Source organism: Vibrio penaeicida, from assembly GCF_030689305.1.
GTDB classification, from domain to species: Bacteria; Pseudomonadota; Gammaproteobacteria; order Enterobacterales; family Vibrionaceae; genus Vibrio; species Vibrio penaeicida_B.
The window spans coordinates 160,310-183,863 of the sequence record NZ_JAUYVM010000010.1 but is presented as its reverse complement, the minus strand read 5'-3'; the positions used below and the strand labels follow the sequence as shown (position 1 = coordinate 183,863).

Annotated in this window: 21 protein-coding genes; 9 read left to right on the top strand and 12 right to left on the bottom strand. The window is 43.8% G+C overall.

The features are described 5' to 3' along the window. Nucleotides 1–519: an RNA pyrophosphohydrolase gene (gene rppH / locus Q8W40_RS17135; protein ID WP_305398925.1), complete on the bottom strand. Its 519-nt coding sequence runs from the start codon at nt 517–519 to the stop codon at nt 1–3. Between the two features lie 630 nt (nt 520–1,149). On the opposite strand from rppH, the gene mutH reads away from it, so the two are divergent. Beyond that, nucleotides 1,150–1,818 carry a DNA mismatch repair endonuclease MutH gene (gene mutH, locus Q8W40_RS17130; RefSeq protein WP_305398923.1) on the top strand — a complete coding sequence of 223 codons (669 nt, stop codon included), beginning with the start codon at nt 1,150–1,152 and terminating at the stop codon, nt 1,816–1,818. Between the two features lie 36 nt (nt 1,819–1,854). Here the strand turns inward: mutH and Q8W40_RS17125 are convergent, their stop codons facing one another. Next, nucleotides 1,855–2,160 carry a DUF6482 family protein gene (locus Q8W40_RS17125; RefSeq protein WP_101112345.1) on the bottom strand — a complete coding sequence of 102 codons (306 nt, stop codon included), beginning with the start codon at nt 2,158–2,160 and terminating at the stop codon, nt 1,855–1,857. A gap of 159 nt (nt 2,161–2,319) precedes the next feature. Between Q8W40_RS17125 and Q8W40_RS17120 the strand changes: the two genes are divergently transcribed. Next, a complete protein-coding gene (locus tag Q8W40_RS17120) occupies nt 2,320–3,354 on the top strand; it encodes an NADP(H)-dependent aldo-keto reductase (RefSeq protein WP_305398922.1) in 1,035 nt (344 codons plus the stop codon). 64 nt (nt 3,355–3,418) lie between these two features. Here the strand turns inward: Q8W40_RS17120 and Q8W40_RS17115 are convergent, their stop codons facing one another. From Q8W40_RS17115 to xerD, 7 genes are all read right to left on the bottom strand, one after another. Further along, complete coding sequence (locus Q8W40_RS17115) at nt 3,419–3,670, bottom strand: DUF1127 domain-containing protein (protein ID WP_104402934.1); 252 nt, start codon at nt 3,668–3,670, stop codon at nt 3,419–3,421. Between the two features lie 588 nt (nt 3,671–4,258). Next, nucleotides 4,259–5,596: a cyclic-di-GMP-binding transcriptional regulator VpsR gene (gene vpsR / locus Q8W40_RS17110; protein WP_126606188.1), complete on the bottom strand. Its 1,338-nt coding sequence runs from the start codon at nt 5,594–5,596 to the stop codon at nt 4,259–4,261. 319 nt (nt 5,597–5,915) lie between these two features. Beyond that, nucleotides 5,916–7,448 carry a lysine--tRNA ligase gene (lysS, locus tag Q8W40_RS17105; protein ID WP_305398920.1) on the bottom strand — a complete coding sequence of 511 codons (1,533 nt, stop codon included), beginning with the start codon at nt 7,446–7,448 and terminating at the stop codon, nt 5,916–5,918. 33 nt (nt 7,449–7,481) lie between these two features. After that, nucleotides 7,482–8,580, bottom strand: a protein-coding gene (gene prfB / locus Q8W40_RS17100; RefSeq protein WP_101112350.1) for a peptide chain release factor 2 whose coding sequence is annotated in 2 segments (ribosomal slippage) — nt 7,482–8,504 and nt 8,506–8,580 — 1,098 coding nt in all. Because the reading frame shifts where the segments join, the coding sequence is not laid out codon by codon here. 348 nt (nt 8,581–8,928) lie between these two features. Beyond that, nucleotides 8,929–10,668: a single-stranded-DNA-specific exonuclease RecJ gene (gene recJ / locus Q8W40_RS17095; RefSeq protein WP_305398919.1), complete on the bottom strand. Its 1,740-nt coding sequence runs from the start codon at nt 10,666–10,668 to the stop codon at nt 8,929–8,931. 64 nt (nt 10,669–10,732) lie between these two features. Beyond that, nucleotides 10,733–11,458 (bottom strand): thioredoxin fold domain-containing protein, encoded by a 726-nt coding sequence (locus tag Q8W40_RS17090; protein ID WP_101112352.1) that lies wholly within the window; start codon nt 11,456–11,458, stop codon nt 10,733–10,735. Between the two features lie 32 nt (nt 11,459–11,490). Continuing rightward, nucleotides 11,491–12,399: a site-specific tyrosine recombinase XerD gene (gene xerD / locus Q8W40_RS17085; RefSeq protein WP_305398915.1), complete on the bottom strand. Its 909-nt coding sequence runs from the start codon at nt 12,397–12,399 to the stop codon at nt 11,491–11,493. Nucleotides 12,400–12,547: 148 nt separating this feature from the next. Between xerD and fldB the strand changes: the two genes are divergently transcribed. After that, nucleotides 12,548–13,066: a flavodoxin FldB gene (gene fldB, locus Q8W40_RS17080; RefSeq protein WP_101112354.1), complete on the top strand. Its 519-nt coding sequence runs from the start codon at nt 12,548–12,550 to the stop codon at nt 13,064–13,066. 128 nt (nt 13,067–13,194) lie between these two features. Here the strand turns inward: fldB and brnQ are convergent, their stop codons facing one another. Beyond that, on the bottom strand, nt 13,195–14,505 hold the full coding sequence (brnQ, locus tag Q8W40_RS17075; RefSeq protein ID WP_305398913.1) for a branched-chain amino acid transport system II carrier protein: 1,311 nt from the start codon (nt 14,503–14,505) through the stop codon (nt 13,195–13,197). Nucleotides 14,506–14,789: 284 nt separating this feature from the next. Between brnQ and Q8W40_RS17070 the strand changes: the two genes are divergently transcribed. Then, nucleotides 14,790–15,503 (top strand): tRNA1(Val) (adenine(37)-N6)-methyltransferase, encoded by a 714-nt coding sequence (locus Q8W40_RS17070; protein ID WP_305398912.1) that lies wholly within the window; start codon nt 14,790–14,792, stop codon nt 15,501–15,503. 90 nt (nt 15,504–15,593) lie between these two features. Further along, the gene (gene srmB, locus Q8W40_RS17065) at nt 15,594–16,823 is read left to right on the top strand and encodes an ATP-dependent RNA helicase SrmB (RefSeq protein WP_305398910.1); all 1,230 of its coding nucleotides are present in this window, start codon (nt 15,594–15,596) and stop codon (nt 16,821–16,823) included. Nucleotides 16,824–16,905: 82 nt separating this feature from the next. Here srmB and Q8W40_RS17060 read toward each other — a convergent pair whose 3' ends face one another. Beyond that, a complete protein-coding gene (locus tag Q8W40_RS17060) occupies nt 16,906–17,769 on the bottom strand; it encodes a MurR/RpiR family transcriptional regulator (RefSeq protein ID WP_126607512.1) in 864 nt (287 codons plus the stop codon). A 547-nt stretch (nt 17,770–18,316) separates the two neighbouring features. Here Q8W40_RS17060 and Q8W40_RS17055 point away from each other — a divergent pair. The 4 genes from Q8W40_RS17055 to Q8W40_RS17040 all read left to right on the top strand — a co-directional run bounded on the left by Q8W40_RS17055 (nt 18,317) and on the right by Q8W40_RS17040 (nt 22,339). Beyond that, the gene (locus Q8W40_RS17055; protein WP_305398907.1) at nt 18,317–18,841 is read left to right on the top strand and encodes a TRAP transporter small permease; all 525 of its coding nucleotides are present in this window, start codon (nt 18,317–18,319) and stop codon (nt 18,839–18,841) included. Continuing rightward, nucleotides 18,835–20,112 carry a TRAP transporter large permease gene (locus Q8W40_RS17050; protein ID WP_305398905.1) on the top strand — a complete coding sequence of 426 codons (1,278 nt, stop codon included), beginning with the start codon at nt 18,835–18,837 and terminating at the stop codon, nt 20,110–20,112. The genes Q8W40_RS17055 and Q8W40_RS17050 overlap by 7 nt, the downstream gene beginning before the upstream one ends. 66 nt (nt 20,113–20,178) lie before the next feature. Beyond that, a complete protein-coding gene (locus tag Q8W40_RS17045) occupies nt 20,179–21,231 on the top strand; it encodes a TRAP transporter substrate-binding protein (RefSeq protein ID WP_126607320.1) in 1,053 nt (350 codons plus the stop codon). A 166-nt stretch (nt 21,232–21,397) separates the two neighbouring features. Beyond that, nucleotides 21,398–22,339: a hypothetical protein gene (locus tag Q8W40_RS17040; RefSeq protein WP_305398904.1), complete on the top strand. Its 942-nt coding sequence runs from the start codon at nt 21,398–21,400 to the stop codon at nt 22,337–22,339. 102 nt (nt 22,340–22,441) lie between these two features. On the opposite strand, the gene Q8W40_RS17035 is transcribed toward Q8W40_RS17040, so the two are convergent. Next, nucleotides 22,442–23,554: an ABC transporter ATP-binding protein gene (locus Q8W40_RS17035; RefSeq protein WP_305398903.1), complete on the bottom strand. Its 1,113-nt coding sequence runs from the start codon at nt 23,552–23,554 to the stop codon at nt 22,442–22,444.

Sequence of the window (23,554 nt, the reverse complement as noted above, 5' to 3'; positions counted from 1 at the left end):
TTATCCTCTCCGATTCTTTCGCTTACCTTTTAATTTTCGTTCTCTGAACGGCATTGCAAGCGTAGCAAACTCTTTCATCGCACGCCGATAAACGTCACGCTTAAACGAAACAACCTGTCTAACTGGGTACCAATAACTGACCCATCTCCAACCATCAAATTCAGGGGTACTGCCACGCTGCATATTGATTCTAGACTCATCACAGTCTAATCGTAGCAAGAACCATTTCTGTTTTTGTCCGATACAAACGGGTTTTGAATCCCATCGTACCAATCGTTTGGGTAGCTTATAGCGTAGCCAATGACGACTGGTCGCGACGACTTTAACGTCTTTTTGAGTTAAACCCACTTCTTCATACAGTTCACGAAACATTGCTTCTTCTGGTGTTTCGCCTTCATCAATTCCTCCTTGAGGGAATTGCCATGAATGCTGTCCGTATCGTTTCGCCCAGAATACCTGACCATGGTTGTTACAAATTACAATTCCCACATTTAAGCGGTAACCATCGCCATCGATCACTGGCTAACCTCTAATATAAATCTCTGTTAAGTGTGATTTTTCCACATATCCCCAATAGGGGCAAACTTACATGTCGCATAATGCGTTTTTTTCTGTCAGACACGCACCACACTGGATAAGTTTTCATCAGAGCAAAAGTTATCAACATAGGAATGAGACCAACTCCACATTTATTCACCTTTTCTGTGAATAAGTGTGTGAAGAAACCGATTACAAGGCAATTGACGTGATCTAAGATCTTCAAAGGCACCTTAGGCAATAATCACCAAAAATAACAAAAACACTTAAAATACAATAATATAAATAATTATTACTTTTGACTATAAGCTGGAATTTTCAATGAATTTAATCCACTCTTCAGATCGGTTAAAGATCAACCACAGGTTTCCTTATCCACACAAAGTGGTTAAATTTTAGCTCAAAGTTAAAATGCAGGCAGAAAAACAATCAATAAAATCCTGATTATAGATCCAGTTCTTTTATTTACTTGAGTATTAAACTAAGGTCTGTGGATAAGTTGGGAAAAGATCTTTGGCGTACATTTATAAAAGTGTCAGATCCCATTTCGATGTTCAGTCATTCGTTCCATAGTTATGATAAAGTGACCTTTTATTGCTGTATTCGTATTCCATGAAACCCACACCGACATCCGAGCAAGAACTGCATACTCGCGCTATTAACATTGCAGGCTATACGTTAAGTGAGCTAGCAGAAGAAGCTGGAATCTCCGTGCCTGATAACCTGAGAAGAGATAAAGGTTGGGTGGGTCAATTACTTGAGTGGCATTTAGGGGCAAGTGCAGGCAGCAAGCCACAGCAGGATTTTGTTGATCTTGGGATCGAGCTAAAAAGCATCCCTATCAGCCATAAAGGGACTCCTCTAGAAACCACATTTGTCGCTGTCGCCCCCTTAATCGGTGTACAAGGTCTAACGTGGGAAAATAGCCACATAAGACAAAAACTATCGCGGGTACTCTGGGTTCCAGTTGAAGGCGAAAGAGAATTGCCTGTCGCTGAACGTAAAGTTGGCTTTCCTGTTCTATGGTCGCCCAATGAAAAAGAAGCGCAAATCTTAAAGCAAGATTGGGAAGAGCTGATGGAACAAATCGTTCTAGGGCAAGTAGAACAGATTACAGCTCGTCATGGAGAAGCTCTACAACTTCGTCCCAAAGCAGCCAACAGTCGAGCACTCACTGAAGCCTATGGAGCAAATGGCACGCCAATCATGACACTCCCAAGAGGCTTTTATTTAAAGAAAGGATTCACGCAAAGGATCTTAGAACAGTTTTTTGATCAATGAGCCATTGAGTATTTGGAGGCGGTTCAATTCGCCGCCCTAGTGAATAGACATCTCAATATCATGGTAAAGCGCCATGCCACTCTCTCCACATTCGTCATAGACGTTGTGTAGCCTTAAATACGCCGTATGAACCCCCATTTTGTGCAACGCGCTTTTTACCAACTCCAATGAATCAAAATGTAATGGTTCTTCTTTGCCTCGGATAGGCTCCAGCTTGTGCTTATATTCTACCGCCAGCAAATAGCTGGATAGATTGGCACAGCTAATTACATAAATTTTAGGCTCTTTTCCCTGCTCAATATGCTTTGCATGCAACCAATGATTAAGCTGTTCTCTTTGCATAATTCTCTTCCCTGGATCGTCAAATAACCATGCACTCTTTGCAGGTCATCTCTAAAGCATAGACAAGAATCGACTTAATGTTGAACAAATCATTAACAGTTTTTACTTGACCGCATCCATAACAATCAGTTTATAGTGAAGAAAAAATGAGGAATGTATATGCAATTAAAGAAGTTACCGCATTCAACTCTTGAGATCAGTCCGTTGTGTTTAGGTACCATGACATTCGGTGAACAAAACACCGAATCAGAGGCTTTTTCTCAACTTGATTACGCCTTAGAAAGAGGCATTAACTTTATCGATACCGCAGAAATGTACCCCGTTCCTCCTAACTCGGATACGCAAGGTCGAACAGAAGAATTCATAGGAAATTGGATCAAAAAGTCGGGTAAGCGAGAAAAAGTGGTACTCGCGACTAAAGTTGCAGGTCCAAGCGGTGTCCCTTATATCCGTGAAGATATGGCACTCGACTGGCGTAATATCCACCTAGCCATCGACGAGAGTCTAAATCGCCTACAAACCGAATATGTCGACCTCTACCAGATCCATTGGCCGCAACGAAAAACGAATTGTTTTGGACAGCTGAATTACCCTTATCCCGATGACCAAAATGACACTCCAATTCTAGAAACCTTGGAAGCCTTGGCTGATGTTGTAAAACAAGGAAAGGTTCGTTACATCGGGTTGTCCAATGAAACACCTTGGGGAGTGATGAGTTATTTAAGGTTGGCGGAGAAGCACGACTTACCAAGAGCCGTCACCATCCAAAATCCATACAACCTATTGAATCGTACGTTCGAGGTAGGGCTCTCTGAAATCGCTCACAATGAAGGTGTTGAATTACTCGCGTACTCGCCGCTTGCGTTTGGCGCACTAAGTGGGAAGTATTTGAATGATGCGAAACCAGAAGGTGCGCGCTGCACACTTTACGAACGTTTCGTTCGCTACTTTACTCCAAACGGGGTGAAAGCGACGGAGGCGTACGTGAAATTAGCGCAAGAACACGGGTTAGATCCTGCTCAAATGGCGTTGGCATTTGTGAATCAGCGTCCATTCGTTGCATCCAACATTATTGGTGCAACCACGATGGAACAGTTGAAGAGTAATATCGACAGTTTAGAAGTGAATCTGTCAGAAGAGTTGCTAACGTCTCTGCAAGAAATTGGAGTGCAATACTCCAATCCTTGCCCCTGATTAACAGGTAACGTTTAGATTTTAGGGGCTAAGTACTAAGAGAAGACGTACTTAGCCCCTTTTGCTACGTTGGAATTCGCGTTCGTAATAATCGTCGAAGATGACGAACACGGCGTTCCGCAGTGGCTGATGGTTGCTCATTTGCACCAATTTGACGACCTTCAGGGTCAAGGCCAATATCTTGAAGCAAATGCGAATTGTGCCATGGAATGTTGTGCTGAGCCCTTTTCACTCTGCGCTTCCACGCACGATCTTCACGGTTAATATCTGCTTTTACTAAAAATGTGGCAAGTTGGATGTAAATAGAGTGACGCATAACTTTTTCTCCAGAAAATAAATATATAGGCTGGAAAAAGCGGTCAAACAAATAAGATAGATATTTATAGACTGTCCCAGTCAGACCGCTTCTCCGCGGCCCAAATGGTCACGGATTAATTAACGTTGCTTAGGTGTAGATGTACCACGGGTATCCATGGCAAGACCTAGATCGTTGGCGACACAATCATGCTGTGCGATAAAAATGTTTAGCATTTTGTGCCTCCTATTGTTAACTAATCCAAAATTGAAATGATAAATGGTGACTTGCTGTCACGGTTAAATTCTAACCCCAAGAGGATATATTTCAAGCGCATATTCACGCAGTTTATAAAAAAAGCCAATTCATCTGTATTCAACTTAACCGGAGCTTGAATAGCAGAATATATCGCAAATAATGGGTTATATATCAGAACAAAAGTTTATATAACACCTTAATTAACAGACGATAAGAATACGGCTCACCACTTAAGTATTGTTTTTACCTGCTATTACTCACCTATTTTCTAGTTCTCACTAGCCAATAAAAAACGCCCACTTAAAAATAAGTGAGCGTTTTGGAAAGCAGTCATACTGATTGATGTCAGAATTATGCTCTGGTTTCCGATATGAGATTGTGCTTATTCAAAAGGCGGTACATGGTAGCGCGAGAAACACCCAACTCTTTAGCTGCGGGAGTCACTTGACCATCATGCGATTCCAATACAAGTACTAGCGCATCGCGTTCTGAACGTTCACGAATACTTCGCAAACTTCTCTGGTTATCGGCACGTTTTGGTAAATCCAGTTGAGACTCTTCAATAACGACTGAATCTGACATCAACACAACGCGTTTTATTTGATTCATTAACTCTCGAACATTTCCAGGCCAATGGTGCTGAGTCAATGCTCTTAATGCTTGATCAGAGAAGCTTCTCGCTTGTGCGTTGTACTCACGTGAGTATACGTTCAAGTAGTGATTTGCTAGTACAGCAATGTCACCTGAGCGCTCTTTCAAACTCGGAACATTAATCCTTAACACGTTAAGGCGATGATAAAGTTCTTCGTTGAAGTCATCATCTAATAGGGCTTTTTCCATATCAGAATGGTTAGCAACCAAAATTCTGACATCCACTTCTTTCGCCCCTTCTTTTGTTTCGACTTTTCCTTCCTGTAAATAGAACAGCAAATGCTGTTGCTGAGATAATGGCATGTTCAAAATGTCGTTGAATAAGATGGTTCCTCCATCGGCTTGTTCTAACAGTGGTGACTCTCCCCAGTCGTCGCCTCTGTCTATGCCGAATATGTCCATCTCCATTCTCTGCTCTGATATCGCTCCGCAGTTCACACTAAAAAATGGACCTTTAGAACGTGCCGATGTGGTATGTATCGCTTGAGCGACTTTTTCTTTACCCGATCCTGATTCCCCAAAAATCAGAATGCTGACATCGGTAGGTCCGATTCTTCGAACCTGATCTCGCAGACGTTTTATAGGCATTGACTCCCCAATCATACCCATATCACTGGTTTGACCATAGCTCGGCCAAACTTTCTTCTCCAGTTTCAGCATTCCAAGTTGGTGGCCAATTGTATTGAGAAGTTGTGCGTCTGGTATGGGCGCAGTAAAAAAATCAATACAAAAGTTTACTATGAACTGACATATGGTATCAGAGCTCAATTGAGACTCCCTGATAAATGCCAGCCAACGAACCTGCTTGTGGCTGCTGACTAAATTTGCCAGACCGTTGAGACTGAACTCATCCTGGCTTAAATCAACAATCCCAATGCAAGGACCAATCTCTGAGAACAATGTTTGTGCTTCACGAAGGTCATCACATCGCTGGCAACGCCAACCTACCTGCTCTAATACTGCAAGCCAAGGTTCGTATGTGCCTCCAACAACAACAAGTGAACCCGGTACAGAATCCATTCGGAATTGAGTACCCATTAATACTTCCTTAATCAATCTATATTGTTGTTACGATCTTCATCGTGGTTTTAAGGTGCGTGACGATTTAAAAACGATTTACATATGAATTAATCTTGCGACAATAAAACGTCTCATAGTTAAGACATAGTATAATTTGTTAAACAGTCAAGCAGGAACAGACTAACCAATAACCGTTGTCAATAGTGAGACACATAAAGATAAAGTGAAAAGATCGCTCATTTTGCAGAGCAAAATCACATATTTATAAAATTTTAGCGCTCAAATTAAGATCAAAAAAGCCACCCGAAGGTGGCTTTAATTTTGAGACATAAAATTTTTACTGCTGTGGTCGCATCGCTGGGAATAAAATTACATCACGAATGGTATGCGTGTTTGTGAATAGCATCGCCAATCGGTCTATACCAATTCCCTGACCTGCTGTCGGCGGCAAACCATGCTCAAGTGCAGTGATGTAATCCGCATCGTAATACATTGCTTCATCATCACCGGCATCTTTTGCGTCAACTTGCGCTTTAAAGCGAGCATCTTGATCTTCTGCATCATTCAATTCTGAGAAGCCATTTGCCACTTCACGACCACCGATAAAGAACTCGAAACGGTCTGTAAAGAACGGGTTGTCATCGCTACGACGAGCCAATGGAGAAATGTCCGCTGGGTAGCCAGTAATGAATGTAGGCTGGATGAGTTGAGGCTCAGCCGTTTCACCAAAGATTTCTTCAAGCAACTGACCACATGTCCAGAACGTTTCCACTTCAACGTGAACCGATTTTGCAATCTCAACCATCTTTTCACGATCTTGAAGGTCTTCTTCTGTTAGCGCTTGAATGTCTGCGTGCTCTGGGTTGTAGTGCTTTATAGCTTCAAACATACTCATTCGAGCGTATTGACCACCAAACTCGACTGTCTCATCACCATAAGGCATAGAGGTTGAACCAAGAACATCCAACGCAACCGTGCTAAGCATCTCTTCCGTTAGATCCATTAAATCTTTGTAGTCAGAGTACGCTTGGTAGAATTCCATCATGGTGAATTCTGGGTTGTGACGAGGCGACAAACCTTCGTTACGGAAGTTACGGTTGATTTCGAATACGCGATCAAACCCTCCAACAACCAAACGCTTTAGGTAAAGCTCTGGTGCAACACGCAAGTACATGTCAATGTCTAGCGCGTTGTGGTGAGTAATGAACGGACGAGCCGTAGCACCGCCTGGGATAACGTGCATCATTGGCGTTTCAACTTCTAGGTAGCCTTTGCCACTCATGAAATTACGGATTGATGACACCAACTTAGAACGAACGATAAACGCTTGGCGAGAATCTTCATTTACGATGAGATCGACATAACGCTGACGGTAACGCATTTCTTGGTCCGTCAAACCATGGAATTTCTCAGGAAGAGGGCGCAATGCTTTGGTCAGCAATTCGTACTCTTCCATATTTACGTATAAGTCACCTTTACCAGACTTGTGTAATGCACCAGTTACACCGATGATGTCACCGATGTCTAAGCCTTGGTATTTCTCTTTCAGTTCTTTTTGAACTGGTTTTGCTGCGTAAGCCTGAATGCGACCAGATGTTTCCTGAATCACAAGGAAAGGGCCACGCTTAGCCATGATTCGACCAGCAATAGAAACGGTATGATTCAGCTCTTCCAGTTCTTCTTTGCTCTTTTCACCGAACGCCTTCTGAAGGTCGCCAGCCAAGCTGTCACGACGAAAGTCGTTTGGGTGACCGTTCGCATCACAGTTCTTGCGAATTTCATCCAATTTCGCGCGACGCTCTGCGATCAGCTTGTTCTCTTCTTGCGAATGGGCTTCTTGTTGGGTTTCGTTTTGAACAGCATCAGTCATTTTCGATGTATCCTGTCGATTGTCGGTGAAAGCTTACAAACCTGATTTCAGGCTGGCTTCGATAAATTTGTCTAGATCGCCGTCTAGAACCGCTTGCGTATTGCGATTCTCGACGCCGGTGCGTAAATCTTTAATGCGTGAATCATCCAAAACGTAAGAACGGATTTGGCTTCCCCAGCCGATGTCCGATTTCGCGTCTTCATTGGCTTGCTTTTCCGCATTTTGCTTTTGTAATTCAAGCTCGAATAGCTTCGCGCGAAGCTGTTTCATCGCCTGATCTTTGTTCTTATGCTGAGAACGATCGTTCTGGCACTGCACCACAGTATTGGTTGGAAGGTGAGTAATACGCACCGCTGATTCCGTGGTGTTAACGTGCTGTCCACCCGCACCTGACGCACGATAAACATCGATACGAAGGTCCGAAGGGTTCACATCAATGTCGATGTTTTCATCAATCTCTGGGTAAATAAACGCAGACGCAAAGGATGTATGGCGACGACCACCTGAGTCAAATGGCGATTTTCGAACCAAACGATGAACACCCGTTTCTGTGCGAAGCCAGCCGTAAGCGTATTCACCAGAAATACGAACCGTGGCCGATTTCAAGCCCGCAACATCACCTTCAGACACTTCAATGACTTCTGCTTTAAAGCCTTTTGATTCAGCCCAGCGCAAATACATGCGTAACATCATGTTGGTCCAGTCTTGTGCTTCTGTACCACCAGAGCCCGCTTGTAAATCGATGTAGCAGTCGGAAGAGTCGTGGTCGCCCGCAAACATGCGGCGGAACTCTAGTTTCCCAAGTTTCAGTTCAAGTTCAACCAGTTCAGGGTCGATTTCATCGAACGTTTCTTGATCTTCTTCTTCGATCGCTAGCTCTAGAAGACCATCTACGTCTTCTACGCCTTGATCAAGCAAGTCGATAGTTTCAACGACCGCTTCAAGAGAAGCTCGCTCTTTACCTAGTGCTTGTGCTCGCTCAGGTTCATTCCATACATCAGGTTGTTCTAGTTCTGCGTTAACCTCTTCTAGACGCTCTTTCTTAGCGTCATAGTCAAAGGTACCCCCTCAGGACATTCGTGCGCTCTGTCACGTCCTGTAGGCGGTTTTTAATGGGATTGATTTCAAACATGTCTGCTCAATTTCTGTATAATTTAACCGAGGAATTCTACTGAAAAATGTGACAGAGATACAGGAAAAATTTGCGTAATTTGAGCTTAGAAAATGAAGATGCCCGCTACTCTCAATCAGCAGCGGGACAGGGTTGAAAGGTCGTTTGGGTGACTTAACCTGAACTCGGGATAAGGGATTAGCTAATCTATTCAAATACAGGTAGATTTCCAATAGATGAATTCTAATGAGCTATTTTTGCTTAAGACAAGGCGAAGCCACGAACCAATAACGGGTTATTGGGAGAGGGTTCAACGAAGTAATAAGTAAAAAGAGCCATTAGAAAGCAATCTGTTATCCCTAGTTCAGGTTACTTAGCGTCGATATGGTCGATCATCAATTGAAGTGACTGGTTGCCACGGAACTCATTAATATCAAGCTTGTACGCCAAACGTACCGTTTTTACTGACGCATCTGGCCATCGACGTAAATCCACGTTAAAGGCAATACCATCAATCATAATGTTGGTCGGGTGCCCTTTGTGTAAGGGCTCTAACATCAACTTTAAATGTTTTTCTCCCACTAGCTTTTGGTGCATCACTTTGAATTCACCATCAAACAAGGGCTCTGGAAAGGCTTGTCCCCATGGCCCTGCCGAGCGCAATGTTTCCGCAACGTGCATGGAAAACTCTTCCGGCTGTAATTCGCCATCCGATAACAAAATACCCTTTAGAGAGGCTTCATCTAAGTCATTACGAACGGCTTCATCAAATAACTGACTGAACTTTTCAAAATCAGATTCTTTAATTGTCAGACCTGCCGCCATGGCATGCCCACCAAACTTGGCGATCAATCCCGGGTTTTGAGTATCGATTTTATCCAGCGTATCACGCATATGTAGCCCAGGAATGGAGCGACAAGAGCCTTTAATATTTCCTTCGCCACCATCGGCAAACGCGATGACTGGACGATGAAACTTTTCTTTAATACGCGACGCCAAAATGCCAATCACACCTTGGTGCCAGTCTCGTTGAAACAAAACCAAACCGTAAGGCAGTTCTGCATTTTCACCAAACTGCAGCCGCTCACAAAATGCCATGGCTTCTTGCTTCATGCCCTCTTCAATCTCTTTTCGAGTTTGATTCAAGCCGTCGAGTTCACTGGCCATGCGTCTTGCCGCATGGATATTGTTACTCATCAATAGCTCGACACCGAATGACATGTCATCAAGCCGACCTGCTGCGTTAATTCGAGGACCTAACGCAAAGCCAAAATCGGACGCAACTAAACGTCGCGCATCACGCTTCGCCACTTCAATCAACGCTTGAATGCCAGGGCGTGCTTTACCAGCACGAATACGCTGTAACCCTTGGTGAACCAAAATTCGGTTATTTTCATCCAGAGGAACCACATCTGCAACGGTACCCAACGCAACCAAATCAATAAGTTCCATCAACTTTGGTTCTTGCATACCTTGTGAGGCAAACCAATTGATCTTTCGCATGTGCACGCACAGCGCCATCATCATATAAAATGCGACACCCACACCTGCCAACGATTTTGATGGGAATTCGCAGCTTTCAAGATTAGGGTTCACTATGGCATCAGCATTTGGTAATTCATGACCCGGCAAATGGTGATCGGTAACAATGACTGTGATCCCTTTTTCTTTGGCATAACGAACGCCATCAATTGACGAAACACCATTATCCACAGTCATGATCACTTCTACGCCAAGTTCAATCGCTTGATCAACCACTTCGGGGCTTAGCCCGTATCCATCTTCAAACCGGTTAGGAACCAGATAATCAACGTTATGGCTGCCTAGCATTCTCAACGCCAACACAGATAAGGCAGAGCTGGTCGCGCCATCGGCATCAAAATCGCCAACGACAATAATCCGTTTTTTCTGCTGAATTGATTCAAACAACAGTTCAACGGCTTGCGAAATTCCACCCAGCAACTGATAGGAGTGTAAAGCTTTCGCTGTGGTATCAAGCTGAGTAAGTGATTGAACTCCTCGTGCTGCGTAAATTCGCTGAAGCAGAGGCGAAATTGAATCGGGAAGAGAGTGAGGTGTATCTTGAGGGCGTCTTTGAATTTCGATCATATATTTGAATTTCAATCAGAGAGAATACGTTTGCCTGAGGTTTCCCTCAGGCATACGTTTAGTATTAGTTCAGTCTTTCTAGCTGAGCAGTAAGGTCATCTGGTGATAAGTAACCACCAATCACACTGCCGTTGCTAGTCACGATTGCAGGTGTGCCACGGACACCCATTTTAGAGCCTAAATCACGATGCGCGGCGATGGTGCTTAAACACTCTTCCTTTTCTCTGACTTTTTGGCTGAAGCTGCGCTGAAGTTTCATCTCATCCATAGCCGCTTTCTGATCGACAGAACACCAGATTTGTGACATCTGCTGACCGACTTGGCTTTGTACGCCTGCTCTAGGGTACGCCATGTAACGAACCGTAATCCCTTTCTCGTTGTACTCTTGCATCTGACGGTGCAATTTCAGGCAGTAACCGCAATCAATATCGGTAAATACGGTTACAACGTGTTTCTCTTCTTTGGCTTTGTATTCGATCCAGCTAGAAGAGAAATCGCCAATTTTGTCGGCATAACGCTTAGCAATTACATCGGTAAAGTTGCCTTTGTCGTCTAGAGCGTAAATTTTACCTTGGATAAAGTAGTCGCCTTTCTGTGTAGACAAAAATAGCCCTTGATTGGTTTCTACTTCGTAAAGACCCGCGATGTCGCTGTCTGTTACGCTGCTTACTGCCAAGCCCAATTTACCGAATCGCTCTGTAATGGTGCTGACATCTGCATCGGCCGCGAAAAGAGAAAAAGAAGCCAGCGCGCCAGCTGCTACTACACCAAGTTTGCGCAAAAATTGCATGATTTCACCTTAAAAAAATAGTCATATACGAACTACGCCCTTGGGTGGTGTTGTTCGTGAATCTGTTTCAGTCGCTCGGTTGCGACATGAGTATAAATTTGCGTGGTTGATAAGTCACTATGTCCTAACAACATTTGCACCACTCTCAAATCTGCACCGTAATTCAGTAAATGCGTTGCAAAAGCATGGCGAAGTACGTGTGGTGATAATGCGTCAGAGTCAATATCTGCCAGCGCTGCGTAAAACTTTATTCGATGCCAAAAGGTTTGCCTTGTCATCTGTCGTGCACGTTTACTCGGGAACACAACGTCAGACGATTTGTCGCCTAATATGCTTGGACGTCCTTGCTCTAAAAAGGTTTCAATCCAATCGATGGCATTTTCTCCCATTGGAACTAATCGCTCTTTTCCACCCTTACCCATTACACGAACGACACCCTGACGTAAGCTGACATTTTCCATCGTCAGGCTCACCAGTTCAGTCACTCGTAACCCAGTCGCATACAAGAGCTCAAGCATGGCTTTGTCGCGTAATTCTATCGGGTCATTTGGGTCTGGTGCGTTGAGTAACGCTTCAACCTGCTCTTCACTCAAGTCTTTCGGGAGACGTTGTGGCAATTTAGGGCTAACTAACAACGCGCTTGGGTCATCTGCCCTCACTTTCTCTCGGTGAAGATATTGAAACAAACGGCGTATAGCCGAAAGCATTCTCGCTCGAGAGGTTTGCTTAAAGCCTTGATCCATTAACCAAGCTTGGTAAGCTTGTAACCCTGAAACGCTGATAAAATCCAAACGGAAATTAGATTCAGCCATCCAATTCAATAATTTAAAAAGATCGTTTCGGTAGGAAGCGAGCGTGTTCTCGGATAGCCCTCTTTCCATCCACATTGCATCTAAAAACTGCTCTATCAAATAGCTATCGGGATGACTTACTTGCGTCATTCTTATCTCTCTTTCTACTTATATCAGTCACAGACTATGTGACACGCGAAAATAATACTATTAAATTCCTCTCAATAAGTATAAATCCTGCAATTCCTTCTCATTTCCCGTTAGAATCTGCCATCTCTACAATCAACAATCACAGATCATGAAAATCGGACTTTTTTACGGCTCTACAACTTTTTACACTGAAATGGCAGCAGAGAAGATTCGCGCCATCATTGGTGAAGACTTAGTGGATATATTTAATGTAAAAGACACACCACTATCATTAATGAACGACTATGATCTGTTAGTGCTTGGAATTTCCACGTGGGATTTCGGTGAAATTCAAGAGGATTGGAGTGCTGTATGGGAGCACATCGATGGCGTGTCGCTAAAAGGCAAACACGTCGCGTTATTCGGCTTAGGCGATCAAGAAGGTTATGGCGAGTGGTTTCTCGATGCGATGGGACTTCTTCATGATGAATTAAAAAAAACAGGCGCTCAGTTCATCGGTTACTGGAAAAATGAAGGCTATGAGTTCGAAGCATCGAAAGCATTGACAGAGGACAAGTCACATTTTGTAGGTTTGGCTTTGGATGAAGATTCCCAATACGAACTGAGTGATGCTCGAATTGAAGCGTGGTGTGAACAGATCCTAGTGGAATACCACGACGCGTTATAAGGCTTTCGGTATCCTAATCCCAAACTTTGTGTAAACCGAGACTCCATACTTATCGATCAGGCAACGAACCAAAAAGGGGCTGATGAATATCAGCCCCTTATCATTTTAACGAACAATCCAACGATAATTTACGCAGTTTCTTCCGTCAGTGACTTACGAGATGTTCCAATAAAGAACATGCAGATAATGGCTACAAACGTCGGCATCAACCACGCCATTCCCACTTCAAACAGCGGCAACATATTAAACGCATTCACATTGATACCCGCCACTTTTGCTGCATCCAACAATGCGAATACAAACGCAACCAAGACCACAATGCGATACGCCACTTCTGGGTTTGGCAGACGGTTACGAACAAACGCAAGTGCCACCAATGCTATGGCGACAGGATAGAGTGCAAACAATACAGGAACCGACAGTGCAATCAGTTGGCTCAAACCTACGTTAGCCACGACAGCACATGCAATGCCAATGATCACAACCCACGCCTTGTAGCTCACTGAAGTAACCGAACTAAAGTAATCTGAACAGGCTGAAATCAAGCCAATCGCTGTCGTCAAACACGCCAATAATACGATAACCGATAGCACCGTTTGACCTGATGCACCAAACAGAGCTTGAACATACAAGCTCAAGATAACACCACCGTTATCAGAACCCGCAGCAACGGTACCGCTGGTCGATCCTAAATAGAATAAAGAGACGTAAACAAACGCCAAACCGACAGCAGCAATCACCGCCGCGCTGATCAAATACTTCGTTGTTGGACGCGATTCAGTAATCCCCTTACTACGAAGTGCATCGACAATCAGAATTCCGAACATCAACGCGCCAAACGTATCCATGGTGTTGTAGCCTTCAAGGAAACCCGTGATCAACGGCTGACTCACATAGTCACCTTGAGCAGCAGACTGTACACCTTGAGGATCAACAAATACGGACACTGCAAGTGTAATCAGACCAATAAACAGAACAGGCGTCAGTACTTTTCCGATCGTATCGATCAGTTTGCCTTGAGACCAAGCGAAAAACATCGCTACGGCAAAAAACAATACAGAGAAAGTCGTTAGATGAAGCTGTTGTGCATCAGCAAAAAATGGCTTCACTGCCATCTCATAAGCAACCAAACCGGTACGTGGGGCTGCAAATGCAGGGCCAATGATGATAAAGATAAGCACCACAATGAGTGTTGCTGCTTGTTTAGGTAAATGCTTGGACAAGTGTTCCCAAGACCCACCAGAAACTGCAATAGCAATAATGGTGATCAAAGGTAGACCTACCGCAGTAAACAGGAATCCAGACATCGCTGGAATTAAGTTTTCGCCGGCCAATTGACCCGCTAGAGGAGGGAAAATAATGTTACCCGCTCCTAAAAAGAACGCAAAGAGCATGAAACCCAAAGCGATCACATCAGTTGATTTTAGTTTCTGACTCACTGAAAACCCTTATAATAATCTTGTGTTTGCAAATATTATGAAATTTTATTCTATAAATAAGGGGCGAATAATGAACAAAAGAGAGGTCAGAAACAAGAGTGTGATAAAAAACACAATAATAATTCGACTTTCATATCTTTTTGCAGATATAAACACTATTAATTCTTAATTAATCAGACCATATAACCATTAAAATTAATTATCCTTCTATTAACAAGAATTTAATATAATCCCTTTTTGATACACCTCTTAATCGCGTTAACCCGTTAAGTGAAAAGCAAAGTATGCGTACCAAAACCAAAGATTTTCAGTTCAAACAATTCTCTATTTCCGGTGGTCACAGCGGTATGCCAGTGAGCACTGATGGCGTCATGCTTGGGGCATGGACAGCGCTTCCGAAAAATGGATGTATATTGGACATCGGTACTGGCACTGGCTTGCTTTCTCTAATGTGCGCACAGCGCTCTGCAAGCCGCCTAGAAATTGTCGCTATCGAGCTTGAAGAAAATGCATCCAAAGCCGCTGCATATAACTTCAGTGAAAGCCCTTGGCACTCACGTTTAACGCTCATCCATGATGACGTACTCAATCACACCTTTTCACACCAGTTTGATGCGATCATCTGTAACCCTCCCTATTTCAATAATGGACAACAAGCGGACGATCGCTCTAGGGCTGATGCTCGTCATACGAATACTCTGGATCATGAAAGCTTACTGAACAAATGCCACTCCTTGCTCGCCACTCATGGCAACGCAAGTTTTATCTTGCCGTCAGTTGAAGGAGAAGCGTTCATCGACCTTGCTTTGAAATCAGGATGGTATTTGCATTCTCGCTGCGATATTCAAACCACAGAACGCAAAGCCCCCACCCGGCTTATGTTGAGTTTGGCTAAGCTGCCTTGCAAGACGATGCATTCAACGTTGATCATCAATCAAAATGGTCAATACAGCCCTGATTTTGTTGCGCTAACTCAGGACTTTTATTTGAAGATGTAAAAAGCTCATCAGAAAATACATTTTATCTAAACGCCGATGAGTATATAATTCGCGCCCAAATATTTATTCGCACGCTTGTGGAGACCCACTGTGATCAGAACTTTTGCTGAACTCGATTTAGATCCAAATTTGCTGGAGGCCATTGAAGAGATGGGGTATGAACGCCCAACTCAAATTCAGGCTGAAGCCATTCCACAAGCACTAGACGGTCGCGATATTTTAGCTTCTGCGCCTACTGGTACAGGTAAAACAGCCGCATTTGTCATTCCTGCGCTGCAATACCTACAAGACTTTCCGCGTCGTAAAGCCGGCCCAGCGCGAATTTTGATCCTGACTCCTACTCGCGAATTGGCAATGCAGGTTGCGGATCAAGCGAGAGCATTGGCGAAAAATACGAATTTAAAGATCTTCACCATCACGGGTGGCGTTCAGTACCAAGAACATGCCGACATCCTTTCCACTACTCAAGATATTGTTGTTGCGACACCAGGTCGTTTAATGGAATACATTGAAGCGGAACGTTTTGACTGTCGTGCTATTGAATGGTTGGTATTGGATGAAGCCGACCGCATGCTGGACATGGGTTTTGGCCCGACCGTTGATCGTTTGTCTTCAGAGTGTCGCTGGCGTAAACAATCCATGCTGTTTTCCGCGACCTTAGAGGGGCGTGGAGTTGAAGGTTTTACTGCCGATCTACTCAAAGAGCCTGCAGAACTGGATGCCGAACCTTCACGTCGTGAGCGCAAAAAAATTACTCAGTGGTATCACCGTGCCGATACCATGGAGCACAAATTAGCTCTCCTTAAGCACATCATCACTGAGCAAGCAGAGCGCTCCATTGTCTTTCTTAAAACACGTGATCGCCTTGCCGAGTTACGTGCGCACTTAGAAAGCGCGCAGATAAATTGCGCTTGGATCCAAGGTGAAATGCCACAAGATCGTCGCAACAATGCAATTCGCCGTTTCCGTGACGGTGAAGTTAATGTGCTTCTAGCCACTGACGTTGCGGCCCGCGGTATCGATTTACCCGATGTTTCTCATGTTATTAACTTCGACATGCCGCGAACTGCTGACGTATACCTTCACCGTATTGGGCGAACCGCTCGTGCTGGTAAAAAAGGAAATGCGCTCTCTATTGTTGAAGCACACGACCAACCAATGTTAGATCGCGTTGCTCGCTATACAAAAGAAGACATCAAAGAACGCTTTGTTGAAGGCTTGAGGCCTCAGCATAAAAAGCCGACTTTTAAGAAGAAGAACAAAAAGAAAGTGGCAAAAAAAGCAGAAAAGAAAAAATCAGGTGTTAAAAAGAAAAAGTAATACTGTCAACGAACGACATTACTTTTGAAAGGGGTCGCTATGAGCGACCTCTTTTTGGTTTCGAATAGAAAGAAATACGAGTCTAATCGCCCAAAGGCTGCCTATCACCACCACCGCGATGCGAATCCAACGCAACTTTTAATCGACGAAGGCGATCACGAGAACGACGTTTATGGCTGACGGCTAACTCCATAGAAAGCACATCCACCAGCGCTAACATGGCGTAGCGAGAAGCTGAGGGTTTGTATATAAAGTCGGTTTCTTGCGTCACAATAGGCAGAACGATATCGCAGACTTTCGCGAGTGGGCTTCCACTGCTCGTGATCCCAATAACCTTCACTCCATATTGCTTGGCGGTCTCAGCCACCTCAATAATCGCTGGTGTATACCCTGTCACCGACATCACTATCAACAGATCATTACTATCCGCAGTCGCGGCAACCATCCTCGCGAGCAACCCATCATTGTATGCCGTCACAGGATATCCAAGACGAAACAGCCGATGTTGGAACTCTTGTGCGACCATAGTAGAACCGCCCCCCATCCCTATTGCTAATGTCTGACGGGCTCCATGGATCCACTCAGCACATTGGCGGATATCCTCTTCATTGATCACTTTGCGGTTCATATCCATTGTATGCTTTATGGATTCATAAACACCTTGCATACCAGTCTGATCAATAGGTTCATCAATAAAACGTTGCCCCACAGCTAAAGACTGCGCCAGTTTAATTTTCAAATCGCGCACATTACGACATTCGACGGCTTTGGCAAACCGTGTAATGGTCGCTTCACTCACGTTGGCTTGTTGTGCCATCTCGGTAATACTGGCATTCGCCGCCGACGATAGATCATCAGCAATGTAATTGGCGACTTTCTTTTCAGCGTCTCGTAAGCTGGAATAACGTTCGCTGATTTTAGAAAGAATATCGATATCCACAGACACGTAACGTTCTCACTTTTATTGATTGATCAGGATCGTTGATCCTAACATTTTATTAGTTAGATATTTTCTAACAGAATTGAACATCTTGCCATACTCTACCGATGCTCAATGAGCGCTAGGTCACTAAATAGCCTTACTCGGACCATCAGAATTGTTACATTTCAAAAAAGCAGAAATCACACGCCAAATCCAATTTTATTCATAATAATTAATAAATTAAAAATACCCTCTACAAACTCGTCAATTTTTAACTTGTGATGTAAATCAAATAATCAAACTTAATGTATGCTCTGTTACTTTTTTGAAATCATGGCAACCCGTCGTTATTTATCAACCAAAAAACAACGAATTACAACATGATAGTTTCAACACCACAGATCAAGAAATTGATTATAAATCATTTATTTTCAAATATTTAAGTAATAACAATCATCAATGTTAGAAACTATCATAAATGTGATCTTTTTATCAGTTATAAACAATCATCGTCGCTACATTAACTTTCGAGCAAATCAAGAACTCTACTTGCAGATCGAAAGGAGTCGTCATGCAGAAGTCTGTCATTTCAAGCATCAAACATAAGCTCAATAAAGCCAACCAATTCGCTGTAGGTATTCTTACCCTATTGCTCATATTGGACGTGTGGATCGGGGTACTTGATCGCTACGTTTTCCAATGGCAATTGGTGTGGGTTGAAGAGCTGGCACGTTACATCATGATTTGGGCAATCTTAATGGCAGTTCCTTGCTGTACTGCAGGGCGAGAACATATGGGCTTGGAATTTGTGGTTCGTCGATTTCCGGAACATGTGAGAATTCTTATTCATCGAGTATTGGGGCTTTTAACCTGCGCATTCTTTTTCTATATCGCTTATCTCGGCTACTTCTTTGCTATGAAAGGAGCCAATCAACTCTCAACTGTTTTCTCTCTCCCCATGTCCTACGCCTATGCTGCGGTCCCCGTAACCTTTTTCCTCTCCGGGTTCCAAGCGTTACTCGTGTGGTTAGAAGATTGCTTAGGTTCTGACAATACGCCGAATGGCACATCCACTCAGGAGGAAGAAGCATGTTAATTGGTGGGCTGTTTCTCTTATTGATGTTACTTGGTGCTCCCATTGCCATCGCTCTTGGTGTTGCGGGTATCACGGGAATGTTTGATGTTGGCGGTGCACACTTTGCTTCCTTGGCGCCAAGCAAGATTTTTAACGGCTTAAACATTTTCCCTTTCCTTGCGATGCCATTTTTCATTCTTGCTGGTGAAATCATGAATTTCACGGGTATCACAAATCGACTGGTGTATTTGGCAGAAGCCCTTGTTGGACATTTTCGTGGTGGGCTTGCTCACTCCAATATGGTTGCATCGGTTTTCTTTTCTGGCATCACAGGGAGTGCCACTGCCGATGCCGCGGCATTTGGTCGAACTCTTGTACCTGCTATGGAAAAACAAGGTTATAGCCGGTCGTATGCCTGCGCGGTTACCGCTGCAGGTTCCATCATCGGTCCAACGATTCCCCCTTCCGGTTTAATGGTGGTGTATGGATCACTTATGGGGGTTTCCATTGGAGGTTTGTTTGCTACAGGCATATTGCCGGGATTATTGGTGTGTTTAGTCTGCATGGCCATTATTGCCGCCATGGGAAAACGCAAAAATTTACCTAAAATGAGCGAGAAAGCATCGCTAAAGGAAGTGCTTGTTCACTTTAGACAGTCTTCTCTAGCGCTGCTTATGCCACTTATCATTTTGGGGGGCATTGTATTTGGTATTGTCACGCCAACGGAAGCGGCATCCATAGCCGTGGCTTATGCGATGATCATCGGTTTCTTTGTCTATCGAAATCTGACGCTTCCTGCACTGTTTCAAATGGTGATCCGCACTGCGCAGATTTCAGCGGTGATTTACCTGATCATTGGGTCGGCATCCATCCTTGGTTGGTGGCTGAGTTTCAATCAAATCCCTCAGATGATTGCCGATTTCTTTATCTCGCTGTCTGATAACCCTCACATCATCCTGTTCTTGATCATCAGCTTGCTTTTGGTGGTGGGAATGCTGATGGATATTAACGTTATGTTGATCATCCTCGCACCTATTTTGGTGCCGCTCACCGCGGAAATAGGGATGCATCCTCTTCATGCTGGCATCGTGTTTGTGTTGGCTCTCAATATATCGCTGATGACACCGCCAATAGGGGCATGTCTATTCGTGCTTTCTTCCGTTACCGGTGCTCGTATTGAGGGAATAGCCAAAGAGCTTATGCCTTTCTTAATTGGACAGCTTCTATTGCTGTTCACTATCGCTTACTTCCCAGACTTGGTTCTGTTTATACCAAGGCTACTTGGGTATTGATCCGCTACACGAACAACCCGAAACAAAAACAACCTGCTACAAAAACAACACATTAAAGGAGTAATGATGAAAAATTTGTCGAAAACTTTCCTTGCTGCAACGCTGGCCGTCAGTATGGTTGCTGCACCTTACGCCATGGCTACCAAGGTGTTACGAATTGGTCACGATAATAAAGCTGACATTATGGAAAACCCAGCGCACGCTTTTACGGGAGTGTTTAAAAACATTGTCGAAACCGCATCAAATGGCGAAATAAAAGTTCAAGTATTCCCGAGCAACCAATTGGGTAGCGCGAAGGAGCACATACAAATGGTTAAGGATGGGCAGCTTCAAGGAACACTCTCATCCGTTGGTGCACTTGCAGGGTATTATCCACGTATTGGTGTTTTGGATGTGCCATTTGCTTTTAACAACAATGCCGCAACGTATGACGTGCTTGATGGTCCTTTTGGTAAAGCACTTGCGTCCGATATTGAATCAGAAATAAAGGATGTACGAGTACTTGGTTTTCCAGATACAGGCGGCTTCTTCTCTGTCACCAACTCGAAGCGCGCCTTGACCTCTTTGGATGATTTTAAAGGGTTGCGCATTCGAACAATGACGTTGCCGACTCACCAAAAAATCATTCAATCTTTAGGGGCGCAAGCCTACCCTCTTTCTTGGGGAGAAGTGTATTCCTCTTTACAAACTGGCGTAATAGATGGGCAAATGAACCCCATTCCAACCGTGTCATTTGCAAAATTCAATGAAGTACAAAAGTACCTGACCTTAACGAATCACCTATTCGCACCGTACACCTTTATGATCAATCGCGATTTCTTTGATGGCTTGTCTGCCAATGAACAAAAAATCGTGCGCGATGCAGTGCAAATTGCATTAAGTGCTAACCGAGGATTGTCTCGACTAATAGAAGCATCAGAAGATCGTGGTTTGGAAGGTCTGAAGAAAAAAATGAAAGTGAACTCTTTAACCGATGAACAACGCCAAAAAATGCGTGATGTTACTCAACCAACCATCAAAGCATACATTAAAGAGACGCATGGCAAGAAAGGAGAAGAATTGCTGAATCTCTTCTTAAAAGAAGTGGATTCTGCCAACCAATCAGCTTACCTTCAGTAATCTAACCTGTGCATATTAAGTTTCTATCAAAGCTTAATATGCACTTGATTTTATATTGATCGCATTTCTTTTTACCACTTCCAGTAATTTACTGTGAAGTCGTCTCCGTATCCTCACAATGGCAATAATCAAAAGATTTTAAAACCAAAGCTGTTGGAGGTAATTTTTGAAAACATTGAAAGCCCTACTTATCACCGCGCTGGTCAGCGTTAGCTTTTCCAGCCTAGCCACACCAGAACTGACATTTCTAAGCGCCAAACAGTCAGCAAAAGAACTTGGAAAAAATGATGCATTCATGCACCGTCTTAGCCAGTTTGATATGGAAGCGCGCATGAAAACCGAAGACCACATCATTAAGCCGGAGTTTCGCCGTTTCGTGCGAGCAAATACGCTCGATTGGACAGCGGAAGACAAAGCCAAGGTACAAGACGTCTACACCAATTTACAAAAGGAGTTATCGAAATACCCCTTGGATTTGCCAAAAGAAATCAAAATGATTTTAACGACGGGAAAAGAAGAAGGCACAGCGGCGTATACCCGTGGGAAAGCCATTATTTTGCAGCGCAACAAGCTCGAACTTGGTATCGAGCTAAAGCGCATCATGGCTCATGAAATTTTTCATATCTATACCCGCCTAAATTCTGCGAAAAAGGACGAACTTTACCAAAGCATCGGATTTCAACATGTTGGAGAAATTGAATTTCCCGATGACTTGGAAGGCAGAAAAATCACCAACCCTGATGCGCCCGTAAACGACTACGCCATTAAAGTTGGATTGAACAACGAACAAGTATGGGCAATGCCAATCTTGTATTCGATTTCTGAAAAATACGATCTGAAAAAGGGCGGCGAGTTCTTCAATTATCTGCAATTCAAATTTTTGGTGGTGGCAGATAAAAACGGTGAATGGACATACGACGACGATAAACCCGTGATCGTTGATCGCGCCAAGCTAACAGGTTTTTTTGAACAAGTCGGCACCAACACCAACTACATTATTCACCCTGAAGAAATCTTGGCGGATAACTTTGCACTACTGATGTTACGCTCACCTGTGGTGAATTCACCGGAAGTGATTGAACGCATGAAGGCGATTTTAAGCCAGTAGCGTGCGCTAAAAGAAACTGGTAAAGCTATCACTTTGAAATAAAAAACAACAAAGCCGCTATCAATGAGCGGCTTTGTTTTTGCTTAATTCCAAATAATCTGGCTATTTGACCAAAGGCAGTGCTTGCTGGTCGATATCGAAAAGATGGCAATACTGCTCTCTAAGTTCGATATGCAGAATCTGCCCATTATCCAGTTTATGCGATACCGCCTCTTCACCATCCAACATCAAACTCAGCTTTTCTATATCACCTGAGTAGCAATGAACATAAGAAACCGCACCTAAATATTCAGCCACATTAATCGTCATTGGCACAATACAACGCCCTTCTTCTACCGCCTCTTTTACAGCCAAATGTTCAGGACGAATACCCAAGGTGATTTTATCGCCAGATGCTAAATGAGCGCCATTTCTTGGTAAAGTCAGGCGATAACGATCTGCAATGCTGACTGTCGTTTGCGTCTCACTGGATTCCAGCACAGTAACAGGGATGAAGTTCATTTTCGGAGAACCGATGAACCCAGCAACAAACTGGTTTTTAGGATGATAATAGAGCTCAAGCGGCGGCCCTACTTGCTCTACGCTGCCATCTCGAAGCACCACAATCTTGTCGGCTAGCGTCATTGCTTCGACCTGATCGTGAGTCACATAAACCATGCTGGTTGCCAGAGTACGGTGCAGCTCGGCAATTTGAATCCGCATATCTACCCTAAGTTCAGCATCTAGGTTAGAAAGAGGCTCATCAAACAAAAATAACTTAGGGTTGCGCACAATCGCACGCCCAATCGCTACCCTTTGACGCTGACCACCCGATAGCTCTTTAGGTAAGCGGTCAAACAATTGGTCGAGCTTTAGCATCTTCCCTGCGTGATTCACTTTCTTGGTGATCTCTTCCTTAGGGCGTTTATCTATCGAGAGGGCAAAAGACATATTCTCTCGTACCGTCATTTGCGGATACAGCGCATAGGATTGGAACACCATAGCAATTTCACGATCCGCAGGTGCTTCATCGGTAACGTCCCTGTCATCGATGAATATCTCGCCGGAAGTCGGTTCTTCTAACCCCGAGATCATACGAAGCAAGGTCGATTTACCACAGCCTGAAGGTCCAACAAAAGTCACAAATTCTTTGTCATTGATTTCAAGGTCGATGCCTTTAAGAACATCCACTTTACCATAAGATTTCTTGATGTTTTTTAGTACTACGTGAGCCAT

Excerpts from the sequence above, each read along its gene's own strand:
- lysS (WP_305398920.1), bottom strand. The coding sequence starts at position 7,448 with ATGACTGATGCTGTTCAAAACGAAACCCAACAAGAAGCCCATTCGCAA.
- Q8W40_RS17120 (WP_305398922.1), top strand. The coding sequence starts at position 2,320 with ATGCAATTAAAGAAGTTACCGCATTCAACTCTTGAGATCAGTCCGTTG.
- fldB (WP_101112354.1), top strand. The coding sequence starts at position 12,548 with ATGAAAATCGGACTTTTTTACGGCTCTACAACTTTTTACACTGAAATG.
- vpsR (WP_126606188.1), bottom strand. The coding sequence starts at position 5,596 with ATGGGTACTCAATTCCGAATGGATTCTGTACCGGGTTCACTTGTTGTT.
- xerD (WP_305398915.1), bottom strand. The coding sequence starts at position 12,399 with ATGACGCAAGTAAGTCATCCCGATAGCTATTTGATAGAGCAGTTTTTA.
- Q8W40_RS17115 (WP_104402934.1), bottom strand. The coding sequence starts at position 3,670 with ATGCGTCACTCTATTTACATCCAACTTGCCACATTTTTAGTAAAAGCA.
- mutH (WP_305398923.1), top strand. The coding sequence starts at position 1,150 with ATGAAACCCACACCGACATCCGAGCAAGAACTGCATACTCGCGCTATT.
- Q8W40_RS17050 (WP_305398905.1), top strand. The coding sequence starts at position 18,835 with ATGTTAATTGGTGGGCTGTTTCTCTTATTGATGTTACTTGGTGCTCCC.
- Q8W40_RS17090 (WP_101112352.1), bottom strand. The coding sequence starts at position 11,458 with ATGCAATTTTTGCGCAAACTTGGTGTAGTAGCAGCTGGCGCGCTGGCT.
- Q8W40_RS17035 (WP_305398903.1), bottom strand. The coding sequence starts at position 23,554 with ATGGCTCACGTAGTACTAAAAAACATCAAGAAATCTTATGGTAAAGTG.
- Q8W40_RS17055 (WP_305398907.1), top strand. The coding sequence starts at position 18,317 with ATGCAGAAGTCTGTCATTTCAAGCATCAAACATAAGCTCAATAAAGCC.
- Q8W40_RS17045 (WP_126607320.1), top strand. The coding sequence starts at position 20,179 with ATGAAAAATTTGTCGAAAACTTTCCTTGCTGCAACGCTGGCCGTCAGT.
- Q8W40_RS17125 (WP_101112345.1), bottom strand. The coding sequence starts at position 2,160 with ATGCAAAGAGAACAGCTTAATCATTGGTTGCATGCAAAGCATATTGAG.
- recJ (WP_305398919.1), bottom strand. The coding sequence starts at position 10,668 with ATGATCGAAATTCAAAGACGCCCTCAAGATACACCTCACTCTCTTCCC.
- Q8W40_RS17070 (WP_305398912.1), top strand. The coding sequence starts at position 14,790 with ATGCGTACCAAAACCAAAGATTTTCAGTTCAAACAATTCTCTATTTCC.